This is a genomic window from Streptomyces sp. NPDC005533 (assembly GCF_042871845.1).
GTDB lineage: Bacteria > Actinomycetota > Actinomycetes > Streptomycetales > Streptomycetaceae > Streptomyces.
On sequence record NZ_JBIAJH010000010.1, the window covers coordinates 96,855 to 110,458 of the forward strand.

The following is a 13,604-nucleotide window of genomic DNA, read 5'->3' on the forward strand; positions in this document are numbered from 1 at the left end:
TCGATGTCCGTCACAGCTTCGGGACCCCCACCTGCATGCCCTCCTTGAGGGCGTCGCCGGTCACCTCGACCCGGCCGTTGCCGAACATGCCCGGCTCGACCTTGACCTCGCGCGCCCTGCCGTCCTCGACGACCTGGACGCCGAAGCCGCCGTCCGTGAGCGCGAGCAGTGCGTTGACCGGTACGGAGAGCACGCCCTTGCGGGTCTCGCCGGTGAGGGCGACCGTCACCGGGGACTGGTCGGGGGCGTTGACCTCGGCCGGCTTGTCGAAGGTGACGGACACCTCGACCTTGGCCTTCCGATCACCCCCGCCGCCGCCCCCGCCCGCGCCGCCGCCGTTCTTGTCGTCCGGGGCGGCCGCCGCGCCCACCGCTTCGATCCTTCCGGTGGCGCCCGCACCCCCCGGCAGCCGTACGGTCACCGGGTCCCCGGGCTTGGCCGCCGTCGCATTCGCCGCGTCGATCTGGAAGCGGACGATCCGCTCGGTGCCCGTCACCGTCAGCACCGGCTTGCCGGGCCCCGGCTCGTCACCGATCGCCGCGTCGCCCCTGCGCACCCGCTGCGGCCCCGAGGCGAAGGCGATGTCCTCCCTGCCGACCTCGCCCGTCTGCGCCGCCTCGTGCGCCTTCTGCCAGCGCTTGACCGCCGTCGCCGTGCCCGCCGTGAAGGTGCCGTCCTCCGGATCGAGCCCGGTCCCGTACCCGAGCGCCCGCAGGTTCCGCTTGAGCTGCTTGACGTCCTCGCCCCTGTCGCCGCCCTTCAGCGGCCGGTACATCGGCGTGGACCCGTACATGAGCCGCACCGCCCTGCCGTTGACCTCGTACAGCCTCCCGTCCCGCTCGACCGCCGCGCCCTCGGCCGCGACCCACGTGAGCACGCCCGGGCCGCCCGCGTTCAGCTTCCGCTCCTGTGCGTGCCCGAGGGTGCCCTCCACCTGGAGGCCCGAGCTGAGGTCGCCGCGCTGCACCGGCGCCGTGGCCGGCGGCAGGCCGCCGCCCGCGCGCTGCTCCTGCCCGCCGCCGGAGGCGCGCTGCGGCTGGGCGATCACGGCGTAGCCGCCGCCCGAGACGGCCAGGACGGCGGCCAGCGACCCCAGCAGCCACTTGGCGCGCTTCCTCATCGGGCCGCTTCGCACTTCTTCTGGGCCTCCTCGAAGGCCTTCTCCTGGCCCTTGGGGATCTCGGTGGCGCTCTTCATGCCGCCGGTGTACTCGGGGTCCTTGAGGGCGACGCCGTTCTCGCGCATGCACCGGATCCACTGGAGCTCCTGGTCCTTCTCCTCCTGCGTGGGCTCCTTGCCCGACCCCGGTCCGCCCATCCCGCACGCCTTCATGGCCTCCTGCGTCTTCTGCGGGTCGCCGCCGCCGAGGGTCATCCCGCGCGGGTCCTGGCCGGGCTCGGGGTCGGGCACGTCCACGCCGTGTTCGCGCAGGCACTGACGCATCTTCACGGCCCGGTCGGCGTCCGCGCCCGCTCCGCCGCTGCTCCCGCCGGCTCCGCTGCTGCTCCCGCCACCGCCTCCGGAGGCGTCCTTCCTCCCCGCCGAATCGTTCGCGCAGGCGGTGGCGAACAGGGTCAGCCCGGTGACGACCGCGGCCGTGCTCGTGATCAGGGATCGCTTCATGGGCCCGAGCCTGCGGTGAAAGGGCCTTTCGCTTCCCTCTCGCACCCTGCTTACGACGGCGAAACAGGGAGCTCCGGTAAAGAGGGGGCCATGCGCGTACTGGTGGTGGAGGACGAGGAATTCCTCCGGGAGATGATCGCCGAGGGGCTGCGCCGCGACGCGCTCGCCGTCGACGAGGCGAGCGACGGCCCGGAGGCCCTGCGGCGCCTGCGCCTGGGCGAGTACGACGTCATGGTCCTGGACCGCGACCTGCCCGGCCTGCACGGCGACGAGGTCTGTCGGCAGGTGGTGCGCGAGCGGCTGCTGACCCGCGTCCTGATGCTGACCGCCGCCGGGACCGTACGGGACCGGGTGGAGGGCCTCGGGCTCGGCGCCGACGACTACCTCACCAAACCCTTCGCCTACGACGAGCTCCTCGCCCGCGTGCTGGCCCTCGGCCGGCGCGCCCGCCCCGCGCTGCCGCCCGTCCTGGAGCGCGCCGGGATCGCCGTCGACACCGCCCGCCGCGGCGCCACCCGCGACGGGCACCGGCTCGCGCTGTCCCGCAAGGAGTTCGCCGTCCTGGAGGCCCTGCTGCGCGCCGAGGGCGCCGTCGTCAGCAACGACGACCTGATCGAGCAGGTGTGGGAGCAGGACACCAGCTACTCCACCAACGCCGTCCGCGTCACCCTCAGCAAGCTCCGCGCCAAACTGGGCGAGCCGCCGCTGATCGAGACCGTGCCGGGCGCGGGCTACCGGATCGCCGCGTCATGAGGCCCCGCCCGACGACCCGCCGCCCGCCCGGGGGAGGGCTGCGCACCGAGCGCGGCCGTCTCACCGCCCTCTACGGCTCGCTGCTGCACCTCGCGGGCGGCGGACTGGTGGCGCTGGTCTACGTCCTGGTCGGCCAGGGCCTCCACGCGAGCGTCAGCGGGGCCGTCCGCACGGTCAGCCCGGCCTACGTCCTCCCCTCGCCCGGTGTCACGCCCGGCGTTACGCCGGGTGCCACGCCCGGTGCCACGCCCTTCCTCCCGCCCGGTACCGCCTCGCCCGGCCCGCGGGCCGACACGGGCCGCAGCTGGGAACCGGCGCGGCGGCGGCCCTCGGGCGAGCCGCTCACCCCCGAGGAGCTCCAGGGCTACGCCTTCACGCAGCACCTCTCGGACGCCGTCACCGACGCCACCCGGCACCGGCTGCTCGTGTACTCCCTCCTCGCCCTGGCCGTCTTCGCCGTGCTGTCGATCTGGCTCGCCTGGTGGATGGCCGGCCGGGTGCTGCGACCCGTCGGGGTGATCACCGAGACCGCGCGCCGCCTGTCCGGGGAGAACCTCGACGAGCGGATCTCCCTCGACGCCCCGCCCGGGGAGCTCAAGGAGCTGGCCGACACCTTCGACGCGATGCTGGGCCGGATGGAGCACCTGGTGTCCGCCCAGCGGCGGTTCGCCGCCAACGCGGCGCACGAACTGCGCACTCCGTTGGCCGTGCAGCGGGCGGCCGCCGAGATCGGGCTGGCCGGGGACCCGTCGCCGGAGAAGGTCGCCCGGATCCGGGCGAAGCTCATCGGCGTCGCGGACTCCAGCGAACACCTCATCGAGTCCCTGCTGCTGCTCGCCGTGTCGGAACAGGGCCTGGAGGCGACCGGGCCGGTGGACCTGGCGGCGCTGGCGGCGGCCCAGCCGGCGGCCTGCCCCCAGCAGGGGCTGACCGTCGTACGGACCCTCGCGCCGGTGACCGTGACGGGAGACCGCGCGCTCCTCGGCCACCTCCTGCGCAACCTGCTGGTCAATGCGGTACGTCACAACCGGGCCGGGGGCCGGATCGCCGTGACGACCTCCGCGGAAGGGGAACTGACGGTGTCCAACACCGGTCCGGTGATCGGTCCGGCGGATGTCCCCGGGCTCCTGGAGCCCTTCCGGCGGCGCGCCGAACGGCAGCACACCGCAGGTGAGGGCGCAGGTCTGGGCCTCTCGATCGTGGCGTCGATCGCGCGGGCGCACGGGGCGGAGCTGACGGCGCGGGCCAATCCGGAACCGGAGGGCGGCCTGACGGTCCGTGTCCTGTTCCCCGTGCCGGGCGGGACGCGCACATCGCAGGCGCACCGCCTCTGAAGAGCGCCTGATGTACGGTCGGTTCAATGAGCAAGCACGCCCGAGCACGCTCCCGAGCGCCCCGCACGCCCCGCACCCCCCGCCGTGCGGCACTGGCGGTCGCCCTCGGCCTGGCGACCATCGCGGTCTCCTGGGTGTATGTCGCCCAGGATCCGGACAAGACCGCCGACGCGGCGCCGCAGGCGCGTACGGACGCCCGCCCGCAGGCGGCGGACCGGGCCGCCCGTGACGTCCGGCGCTCTGCCCTCCAGGGGCTGCCCGGCATCAGCGAGCAGACCCGCCAGCGGATCCCGGCCGACTCCCGCCAGCTCATCCTCGTCACCGGCAAGGCCGCCGACTCCTCGGAGTCCACCGCCGCGCTGTACACCCGCCCGGCCGCCGACGTCGACTGGGTGCGGGCCGAGAGCTGGCCGGCGCGCAACGGCGCCAAGGGCTGGTCGGTGGACCGCGAGTACGGCGACCTGACCTCCCCGATCGGCGTCTTCGCGCTCACCGACGCGGGCGGCCTGCTCCCGAAGCCGCCGGGCACCCGGCTCCCGTACGACAAGAACCGGGGGTTCGTCGCCTCCGGCCGGGGGGTGAACGGCGAGTCCCTGGCGGGTTCCTTCGACTACGTCGTCGCCATCGACTTCAACCGCAGGCCGGGCAAGTCCCCGCTGGACCCGGTCATGCCGGAGGGCGAGGAGAAGGGCGGCAACATCTGGCTCCACGTGGACCACGACGGGCCCTCGCAGGGCTGCGTCGGCATCCCGAAGCAGGCCATGGAGAAGGTCCTGGAAACCCTCGACCCGGCGGCGAGGCCGGTCATCGTGATGGGTCCGGAAGGCTTCTGACCCGAGGCGGGACCGGGTTCCGGTCCCCCGGCCCGCCGCCGGTCCGGTTCCGGAGCAGCAGCCCGATGTAGGCGAGGTCGAACACGCTGCACAGGATCCCCAGGCCGAGGACGAACGGGGAGTCCTCCACCACCCCGAACAGCAGGGTCGGGGCCAGCGTCCCCAGCCACTTGGCGACGGCTATGGTCAGGGACTGCCCGCGCGGGCCCTGCCGGGCGGCGTACAGGGCGATGAACAGGCCGGACATCAGCAGGTTCTGCAGGAAGGCCGCGTACCGCGTCGCGTCGTGCGTCCCGAAGTGCGCGAGGAACAGCCACTGCACGGCGAAGCCGGTGCCGAACACCACAACGGACCAGGCGGCGAAGAGCGAACGGGTCACGAAATCCGGCAGCTCGGCCCGGCCGAACCGCAGGTAGGTGGAGACGATCACCACGTCGGCCGCCGCCCACACCACGTTCACCACGCCCTGCGCGGAGACGCCGGCCGTGAACTCGTGGACGGCGTAGGTCGCCTCCCAGGCGAAGTTCAGCGCGAGCGCGGCGACGGGCATCGCGTACGTCCGGTCCCGCAGCCCGACGCGGATCGCCTCCACGTACACGACCGTCCAGGCGATCCCGCTGACCAGCGTGAGCATCAGATCCACCCGCCGCACCCTAGGGCGTCCCGTCCCGGCCCGGAAGGGCATCGGGTCCTCCCCATCGGATCCTCCCCCTTGTCTGACGGACCGTCAGCTACGACGATGGCCCGGCACCGACATGACGCATCGGCAGACGAAGGCGAGGCGGGCCCGCCATGGCGCGCGTGTTTCCGGAAGGTCGGCTGGTCTACGGGATGCAGCTCCCGATCCAGTCGCAGAGCACCATCTACGCCGAGCCCTGGGAGGCGTCGGCCACCGCCGCGGATCTCGCCGAGATCGCGCGGGCCGCCGACCGGTCCGGCTTCGGGTACGTGGCCACCTGCGACCACGTGGCCATCCCGCGGCGGCTCGCCGGCCCCATGAGCACCGTCTGGTACGACCCGGTGGCCACCCTGTCCTTCCTCGCGGGGATCACCGAGCGCGTGCGGCTGCTGAGCCACGTGGCGGTCCTCGGCCTGCGCCACCCGCTGATCAGCGCCAAGCAGTACGCCACGCTCGACCACCTCAGCGGCGGCCGGCTGATCCTCGGCGTCGGCGCGGGTCACGTCCAGGAGGAGTTCGAGGTCCTCGGGGTGGACTTCGCCCGCCGCGGGGCCCTCCTCGACGAGACCCTGGACGCGCTGCGGGCGGCGCTGGGGCCCGAGGAGTACCCGGAGTTCGAAGGCGAGCGGTTCTCCTTCAAGGACCTCGGCCAGCTGCCCCGGCCCGCGCAGGAGCGGATCCCCGTCTGGGTCGGCGGCTCCTCGCCCGCCGCCGTCCGCCGCGCCGCGGTCCGCGGGGACGGCTGGCTCCCGCAGGGCGACCCGCGCGAGCGGCTGCCGGCGCAGATCGCCCGCATCGCGGAGCTGCGCGCCGAGGCCGGGGTCGCCGGCCCCTGCGAGATCGGGGCGATCACCGAGGCGCTGTACGTGGGCGAGCCCGCCTGGGACACCGGCCGCCGGACCCTCACCGGCAAGGCGGAGGCGCTCGCGGAGTCCCTGCGGGAGTACAAGGCGCTCGGCGTGGACCAGATCCAGGTCCGCTTCCGCAGCCGCGACCGCGCCGAACTGACCGACCAGATCACCGCTTTCGGGGCCGAGGTCGGCCCCCTCCTCAACGACTAGCGTCGAGATGATCAGGAGCATGACCATGGGCAAGCTGGACGGGCGCGTCGTCATCATCACCGGCGCGGCACGCGGCCAGGGCGAGCAGGAGGCCCGGCTGTTCGCCGCCGAGGGCGCCAGGGTGCTCCTCGGTGACGTACTGGACGAGCAGGGCGCGGCGGTGGCCGAGGACATCGGCGAGGACCGGGCCCGGTACGTACGGATGGACGTGAGCCGCGAGGAGGACTGGGCGGCCGCGGTCGCCACGGCGAAGGAGGCCTTCGGCCGGATCGACGGGCTGGTCAACAACGCCGGCATCCTGCGCTTCAACGAGCTGACCGCGACCCCGCTGGAGGAGTTCCAGCAGGTGGTCCAGGTCAACCAGGTCGGCGCCTTCCTCGGCATCAAGACCGTGGCCCCCGAGATCGAGGCGGCCGGCGGCGGCACCATCGTCAACACCTCCTCGTACACCGGCCTGACGGGCATGGCGTACGTCGGCACCTACGCCGCCACCAAGGCGGCCATCCTCGGCCTCACCCGGGTGGCGGCGCTGGAGCTGGCGGCCAAGGGGATCCGGGTCAACGCGATGTGCCCGGGCGCCGTGGACACCCCGATGGCCAATCCGGGGCTGCTGGACCCGGCGAACATGACCGACGAGGCCAGGGACGCCATGGCGGAGCTCTACAAGCGGGTGGTCCCGATGGGGCGGGTGGGGCAGCCCGAGGAGATCGCCAGGCTGGCGCTCTTCCTGACCGGCGAGGACTCCTCCTACATCACCGGCCAGCCGTTCGTCATCGACGGCGGCTGGATGGCCGGCGTCAGCATCCTGTAGCGGCGCCCGCCCGGGCCGGTCTATCTGATGGAGCGTCAGGTATTGACGCTCGCGCCCCCGCGATGGAACAGTCGAGACATCGAATCTGACGCAACGTCAGAAACCAAAGGACGGTGAACCCCTTGGAATTCGGGCTCTTTGTGCAGGGATACGTGCCTGAGGCGCGGTCCAAGGTCGACCCCGAGGCAGAGCACAAGGCGCTGATCGAGGAGACCGAGTACGTCATCCAGGCGGACAAGTCCGGCTTCAAGTACGCCTGGGCCTCCGAGCACCACTTCCTGGAGGAGTACTCCCACCTGTCGGCGAACGAGGTGTTCCTCGGGTACCTCGCCCACGCCACCGAGCGCATCCACCTCGGCTCCGGCATCTTCAACCCGCTCGCCCCGGTCAACCACCCGGTCAAGGTGGCCGAGAAGGTCGCCATGCTCGACCACCTCTCCAAGGGCCGCTTCGAGTTCGGCACCGGCCGCGGCGCGGGCAGCCACGAGATCCTCGGCTTCCTGCCGGGCATCGAGGACATGAACGGCACCAAGGAGATCTGGGAGGAGACCATCGCGGAATTCCCCAAGATGTTCCTCCAGGAGGAGTACGAGGGGTTCCAGGGCAAGCACTGGTCGCTGCCGCCGCGGAAGATCTTCCCCAAGCCGTACGGGAAGGCGCACCCGGCCATGTGGTACGCCGCCGGCTCCCCGTCCTCGTACGCGATGGCGGCGAAGAAGGGCCTCGGCGTCCTCGGCTTCAGCGTCCAGAAGGTCTCGGACATGGAGTGGGTCCTCGACCAGTACAAGACGGCGATCCGGGAGGCGAAGGCGATCGGCGCGTTCGTCAACGACAACGTGATGGTCACGTCCACCGCGATCTGTGCCGAGACGCACGACAAGGCGGTGGAGATCGCGGTCAACGCGAACATGAACCGCTTCCAGTCCCTCGTCTTCCGCTACCACGACACCTTCCCGCGGCCGGAGGCGATCCCGCAGTGGCCCGAGACCCTGCCGGAGTACAACGCGGAGATCATCGAGCTCCTGATCGCGGAGGAACTGCTGATCTGCGGTGACCCGTCGGAGGTCCGCGCCCAGTGCAAGCGCTGGGAGCAGGCGGGCGCGGACCAGCTCTCCTTCGGTCTGCCGACCGGGGTCTCCTACGAGGACACGATGACCACGATCAAGCTCATCGGCGAGCACGTCATCCCGGAGATAGACACGGACCCGGTGCACCGCACGACGCGCTTCCGTCAGGCCGTCTGACTGACGGGGAACGGGGACGGCGTCTTCCCGGACCGCCGTCCCGCACCAGCCCCGGCCGGGCGGCCTCCGGCCGGGGCGCGGGGGCTTTGCCATGCGGGTGCGGCGCCGTCGCGGGGGCGCCGCCCCCGAACCCCCGCGCCTCAAACGCCGGCGGGGCTGAAATCGCGCACCGCGAACACTGGCAGAAGGGACGTCATGCTCGACCACGTCATCAAGGGCGCGACCGTCGTCGACGGCACCGGCGCCCCCGCCCGCGTCGCAGACGTCGGCATCCGCGACGGCCGCATCGTCGCCATCGGCACCGTCACCGAAGAGGCCCGCAGCAGCGAGGACGCCACCGGCCTGGTCCTCACCCCCGGCTTCGTCGACCCGCACACGCACTACGACGCCCAGCTCTTCTGGGACCCGTACGCCACGCCCTCCATGAACCACGGCGTGACCACCGTCGCCGGCGGCAACTGCGGCTTCACCCTGGCGCCGCTCAACCCGGCCCGCCCCGCAGACGCCGACTACACGCGCCGCATGATGAGCAAGGTCGAGGGCATGGCCCTCAAGGCCCTGGAGGAGGGCGTCGACTGGACCTGGTCCACCTTCGGCGAGTACCTCGACGCCCTGGAGGGCCGCATCGCCGTCAACGCCGGGTTCATGGTCGGCCACTGCGCGCTGCGCCGCCACGTCATGGGCGAGGACGCCGTCGGCGGACAGCCCACCCCCGAGCAGATGCAGCAGATGCTCGACCTCCTCCACGACGCCATGAACGCCGGCGCCTGGGGCCTGTCCACCACCCAGTCCTCCACCCACTCCGACGGCTCCGGCGCCCCCGTCGCCTCCCGGCACGCCCGGCCCGCCGAACTCCTCGCCCTCTCCAGGGCCGTCGCCGAACACGAGGGCACCCAGCTCGAAGCGATCGTCGCTGGCTGCCTGGACCAGTTCGCGGACGAGGAGATCGACCTCCTCGTCGACATGAGCGCCGCCGCCGGACGCCCCCTGAACTGGAACGTCCTCACCATCGACGCCGCCGTCCCCGAACGCGTACCGCGCCAGCTGATACCCAGCGAACGCGCCCGCAAGGCCGGCGGCCGGATCGTCGCGCTGACGATGCCGATCCTCACCCCCATGAACATGTCCCTCGGGACGTTCTGCGCGCTGAACCTCATCCCCGGCTGGGGCGAGGTCCTCGGCCTGCCCGTGCCCGAGCGGATCGAGCAGCTCCGCGACGCCGGCGTACGCGCCGAGATGCTGCGCCGCGCCGACAGCAAGGAGGCCGGGGTCTTCCGGCGCCTGGCCAACTTCGGCCGGTACGTCATCGGCGACACGTACAGCAAGGAGAACGAGGGCCTCTCCGGCCGCGTCGTGAACGACATCGCCGCCGAACGCGGCCAGGACCCCTTCCAGTGCCTGGTGGAGATCTGCGCCAACGACGACCTGCGCACGGTGCTCTGGCCGATGCCCACCGACAACGACCCGGCGAGCTGGGCGCTGCGCGCCGAGACCTGGCAGCACGAGGACGTCATGCTCGGCGGCTCCGACGCCGGCGCGCACCTGGACCGGATGTGCGGGGCCCCGTACACGACCCGCTTCCTCGGAGACTGCCTGCGCGGACGCAAGCTGGTCCCGCTGGAGCAGGCGGTACGGATGCTCACCGACGACCCCGCCCGGCTGTTCGGGCTGCGCGAGCGCGGCCGGATCGCCGAGGGCTACCACGCGGACCTGGTCCTCTTCGACCCCGAACGCATCGAGGCCGGCCCCGCGACGCTCGTCCACGACCTGCCCGGGGACAGCCCGAGGCTGGACGCCCGGGCCATCGGCATCGTCTCCGTACGGGTCAACGGCGTGGAGACCATCCGCGACGACGAGGTCACGGGGGAGGTCCCCGGGACCGTGCTCCGCTCGGGCCGCGACACGAGGACGGTGAACACCCGTTGAACACGCAACCCCTCTATGTCGGCGGCGAGTGGGTGGAACCCGCCGGCGGCCACTACGAAGTGGTCAACCCGGCGGACGAGTCGGTCGTCGGGCTCGCCCCCGAGGCCTCCCGCCCGCAGGTCGAGGACGCGACCCGCGCAGCGGCCGAGGCCTTCGAGAACTGGTCCCGCACGAAGCCCGAGGAACGGGCGGCGATCCTCGACCGGGCCGCGGACATCATGCAGCGCGAGTTCGAACCGTGGACGGAGCTGGCCCGGGCGGAGACGGGCGCACCCACCGGGATCGCGCGCGGCATGCAGGTCGGCGTCGGGGTGGCCCGCTTCCGCCGGTACGCGCGCGGGGCCCTCGAACCCGTCGAGAAGGGCCTCCCGCCGCAGGTCACGGAGGCCGGCCCGATGGGACGGGCGAGCATCCTCGGCGCGCTGGAGGTGCGACAGCCGGTGGGCGTGGTCACCTGCATCACCTCGTACAACAACCCGTGGGCGAACCCGGCGGGCAAGGTCGCCCCGGCCCTCGCCATGGGCAACACGGTGGTGGTCAAGCCCGCCCCGCAGGACCCGCTGTCGGTGTTCAGGATGGCCGAGGCCCTGCACGAGGCCGGGGTGCCGGCGGGCGTGGTGAACGTGGTGAACGGCCAGTCGGTGGAGGTCGGCGAGGCCGCCGTGGACTCCCCGTACGTGGACATGGTGTCCTTCACCGGTTCCACGGCCGTCGGGCAGCGCATCGCCGAGGTCTGCGGCCGGACGATGAAGCGGCAGCTGATGGAACTGGGCGGCAAGGGCGCGGCGATCGTCTTCGGGGACGCCGACCTGGACGCGGCGGTGATGGGCATCGGCACCACCTTCTCCTTCTACTCCGGGCAGATCTGCACCGCCCCGACCCGGGTGATCGCCCACCGCTCGGTCTACGACCGGCTGGTCGAGAAGCTCACCGGCTACCTGGCCTTCATGAAGGTGGGCGACCCGGCGGCGGCCGGCACGGTGGTGGGCCCGGTGATCTCGGCGGCGCACCGGGACCGCGTGGAGTCGTATGTCGAGCTGGGGAAGAAGGAGGGCGCGCGGATCGCCTACGGCGGTGAGCGCCCGGTGGTGGGGGAGGACGGCAAGGGCTTCTACGTGGCCCCGACCCTCCTCGTCGACTGCACGAACGACATGCGGGTGGTCCGCGAGGAGATCTTCGGCCCGGTCGTCGTGGTCGTCCCCTTCGACGGGGACGAGGACGAGGCGGTCCGGCTGGCCAACGACAGCGACTTCGGCCTGCTGAGCTACGTCTGGTCGGGGGACTCGGCGCGCGCGTTCCGCGTGGCGCGGCGGCTGCGGGCGGGCGGGGTCGGTGTGAACACCATCGGCCGCAACATGGAGGCGCCGTTCGGCGGTTTCAAGCGCAGCGGGGTCGGGCGCGACGTCGGCTCGTACGCGCTGCACGCCTACAGCGAGATCCAGTCGATCGTCTGGACGGGCTGAAACGCGCCGGCTCCGGCCGGGGGTGGGTGGCTCCCGGCCGGAGCCGGGTCATGCGGGCGGGGCGGGCGGGGCCGTGCGGTAGCCGAGGGCCTTGGCCAGCTCGTCGTTGCCGCCGCCGAAAGAGGCGAAGGTCTTCGGGTCGTCCGTCTCCAGCCGTTGCAGGGCGGCGGCCGCCCGTGCCCGGGGCGGGCCGTCTTCGTCGGGGAGCCGCCAGTCGAAGTACAGCGATCCGCCGGTGCCGGGAGGCGGCGCGGACGGCGTGTACCGGAACTGGGCCACCGTCGTGTCCGGGTCGCGCCAGTCGGTGCCGATCCAGCTCGGCGCGACGTCCCAGCGGGCCGTCAGCTCCGGCCGGTCGCGCAAGCCGGCCGCGATCAGCCGGGCAGTGCTGCGGGCGGGCCAGCACCAGGAGTGGTCCTGCTCGGCGCGCTCGACCTCGGCGTCGTACGCGGCCGCGTCGAAGCGGTACGCGGGCGGCGGCGGGCCGACCGCGCCGCGCCAGCCGTCCCAGACCACCTCGTCGCCGTCCCGGCGGATCGTCACGTACAGCGCGCCGCAGCAGCCTTCGGTGCAGTACGCCTCGCAGAGCTGCACCTCGCGCGGCTCCGCCGCGGCGCGGAGCCGGCCGCTGTCGAGCAGGTACTCGGGCGGGTGGGCCCGGCCCTTCCCGAACAGCGCGGGGACGAGCGGGATCCCGTCGGCCAGGATGCGGGTCTCGACCCCGGGGGAGTCCCCGGGATCGTGGACGACGACCAGCTCCCACCGAGGGGGGCCACCGGCCTCGGCGCGGGCGAAGGGGAGGTGCCGGTAGCGCCGGAACCAGTCCGCCTGACGGTCGCCCGGTACGGGCTCCGGCGTGACCCCCGGCAGCAGCCGGTCCAGGGCGTCGAGCAGGGCTCGGCGTCGCCCTGGCCGCCAGTTCAGCAGTACGGCGGGTCCGCTGTGCAGGTCCAGGGCGATCGACAGCAGGAGCGACCGGTGCTCCGGGGTCGGGGGCAGCCGGTCGGCATGACGGACCAGAGCCTCGTACACGGCCCGGGCGGGTGGATAGTCGAGGATGTCGGCGCGGCTGTCCAGCTGGTCGGACATCCGGTGCAGTAGCCGGCCGGTCAGCGCGAGCAGTTCGGCGTCCTGCGGCCGGGCCCGCAGCAGCCCGCGCAGATCGGCGGCTTCGGCGATGCGTCGGGCGAGCCACATGGCCTGCGACTCGTCCGGCAGGGACACCAGAGCGGACCGGGTGGCCTCCGCGTCGCCGGAGGTGATCGCCTCGGTCAGCGGGGTCAGCTGCTCGGAGCGGTCGCGGCTGCGGATGACCAGCAGGCCGGCGCCCTGCCGGTCGAGCGGGTCGAGGGCGGCGATCACGCCGTCCTGCAGCCCCCGCAGCATTCCGAGGGTCTTGAGACAGGGCACGTCCTCGGGCTCGCCGAGACGGATCAGCAGGGCTATGCCGACCCCGACGGCCGCCGCATCCGTACCGGTGCGGACCAGCTGCCGGGCGGTCTGCCGGGCGGCGTCCTCGTCGGGGAGTGCCAGCCGTGCGGCGTGGGCGCGCAGCGTGCGGTGGGGCATGGCCAGCTCGGCCACCCCCCGGTGGACGGCCTCGGCGGCACGTACCGGGTCGGGGTCGGCGAGCAGCGGCGTGAGGGCGTCGGTGACTTCGGCCTGCGCCTGTTGCCAGGTCAGGTCCTTGCGCCTGGGCTCGGGTGGCCCGTCGGGCAGCGGATAGCCGCGGCGCGGGACCCGGCCGTCCGGCTCGATGCCGTGCCGGAAGAGGGCGTAGTCGTACAGGGAGGTCGTCCGGGGGGCGAGCGGCTCGCGCTCGTCGCGGACGCTCATCGGGTGGGGTGGGACTCGATTCCGTAGGTCATGCGTGGAGC

At 72.9% G+C, this 13,604-nt stretch carries 12 protein-coding genes; 8 read left to right on the forward strand and 4 right to left on the reverse strand.

Annotated features, from left to right (window positions below; genetic code table 11):
- Window positions 1–10: 10 nt before the first annotated feature.
- Window positions 11–1,120 carry a peptidoglycan-binding protein gene (locus ACFYP3_RS12760; protein WP_388830937.1) on the reverse strand — a complete coding sequence of 370 codons (1,110 nt, stop codon included), beginning with the start codon at window positions 1,118–1,120 and terminating at the stop codon, window positions 11–13.
- Window positions 1,117–1,623, reverse strand: a complete 507-nt coding sequence (locus ACFYP3_RS12765) for a hypothetical protein (protein WP_388830939.1) — start codon at window positions 1,621–1,623, stop codon at window positions 1,117–1,119. Before ACFYP3_RS12765 ends, ACFYP3_RS12760 begins: the two co-directional genes overlap by 4 nt.
- Window positions 1,624–1,713: 90 nt before the next feature.
- Between ACFYP3_RS12765 and ACFYP3_RS12770 the strand changes: the two genes are divergently transcribed.
- Genes ACFYP3_RS12770 through ACFYP3_RS12780 form a run of 3 tightly spaced genes read left to right on the forward strand, consistent with a single transcriptional unit; the run spans window position 1,714 to window position 4,543 of the window.
- On the forward strand, window positions 1,714–2,376 hold the full coding sequence (locus tag ACFYP3_RS12770) for a response regulator transcription factor (protein WP_388830941.1): 663 nt from the start codon (window positions 1,714–1,716) through the stop codon (window positions 2,374–2,376).
- Window positions 2,373–3,710 carry an ATP-binding protein gene (locus tag ACFYP3_RS12775; protein ID WP_388830943.1) on the forward strand — a complete coding sequence of 446 codons (1,338 nt, stop codon included), beginning with the start codon at window positions 2,373–2,375 and terminating at the stop codon, window positions 3,708–3,710. Before ACFYP3_RS12770 ends, ACFYP3_RS12775 begins: the two co-directional genes overlap by 4 nt.
- A gap of 26 nt (window positions 3,711–3,736) precedes the next feature.
- Complete coding sequence (locus ACFYP3_RS12780; RefSeq protein WP_388830945.1) at window positions 3,737–4,543, forward strand: hypothetical protein; 807 nt, start codon at window positions 3,737–3,739, stop codon at window positions 4,541–4,543.
- On the opposite strand, the gene ACFYP3_RS12785 is transcribed toward ACFYP3_RS12780, so the two are convergent.
- Window positions 4,515–5,177 carry a hypothetical protein gene (locus tag ACFYP3_RS12785; protein WP_388831133.1) on the reverse strand — a complete coding sequence of 221 codons (663 nt, stop codon included), beginning with the start codon at window positions 5,175–5,177 and terminating at the stop codon, window positions 4,515–4,517. The genes ACFYP3_RS12780 and ACFYP3_RS12785 overlap by 29 nt on opposite strands.
- Before the next feature lie 158 nt (window positions 5,178–5,335).
- On the opposite strand from ACFYP3_RS12785, the gene ACFYP3_RS12790 reads away from it, so the two are divergent.
- The 5 genes from ACFYP3_RS12790 to ACFYP3_RS12810 all read left to right on the forward strand — a co-directional run bounded on the left by ACFYP3_RS12790 (window position 5,336) and on the right by ACFYP3_RS12810 (window position 11,727).
- On the forward strand, window positions 5,336–6,283 hold the full coding sequence (locus ACFYP3_RS12790; RefSeq protein WP_388830947.1) for an LLM class F420-dependent oxidoreductase: 948 nt from the start codon (window positions 5,336–5,338) through the stop codon (window positions 6,281–6,283).
- 25 nt (window positions 6,284–6,308) lie between these two features.
- Window positions 6,309–7,094, forward strand: coding sequence for an SDR family NAD(P)-dependent oxidoreductase (locus tag ACFYP3_RS12795; RefSeq protein ID WP_388831135.1), 786 nt, complete (start codon window positions 6,309–6,311; stop codon window positions 7,092–7,094).
- Window positions 7,095–7,216: 122 nt separating this feature from the next.
- Complete coding sequence (locus tag ACFYP3_RS12800; RefSeq protein WP_030706821.1) at window positions 7,217–8,338, forward strand: LLM class flavin-dependent oxidoreductase; 1,122 nt, start codon at window positions 7,217–7,219, stop codon at window positions 8,336–8,338.
- Between the two features lie 156 nt (window positions 8,339–8,494).
- Window positions 8,495–10,264 (forward strand): amidohydrolase family protein, encoded by a 1,770-nt coding sequence (locus tag ACFYP3_RS12805; protein WP_388831137.1) that lies wholly within the window; start codon window positions 8,495–8,497, stop codon window positions 10,262–10,264.
- Complete coding sequence (locus ACFYP3_RS12810) at window positions 10,261–11,727, forward strand: aldehyde dehydrogenase family protein (RefSeq protein ID WP_388830949.1); 1,467 nt, start codon at window positions 10,261–10,263, stop codon at window positions 11,725–11,727. The genes ACFYP3_RS12805 and ACFYP3_RS12810 overlap by 4 nt, the downstream gene beginning before the upstream one ends.
- Window positions 11,728–11,775: 48 nt before the next feature.
- Here ACFYP3_RS12810 and ACFYP3_RS12815 read toward each other — a convergent pair whose 3' ends face one another.
- A complete protein-coding gene (locus ACFYP3_RS12815) occupies window positions 11,776–13,563 on the reverse strand; it encodes a hypothetical protein (protein WP_388830951.1) in 1,788 nt (595 codons plus the stop codon).
- Between the last annotated feature and the right edge of the window lie 41 nt (window positions 13,564–13,604).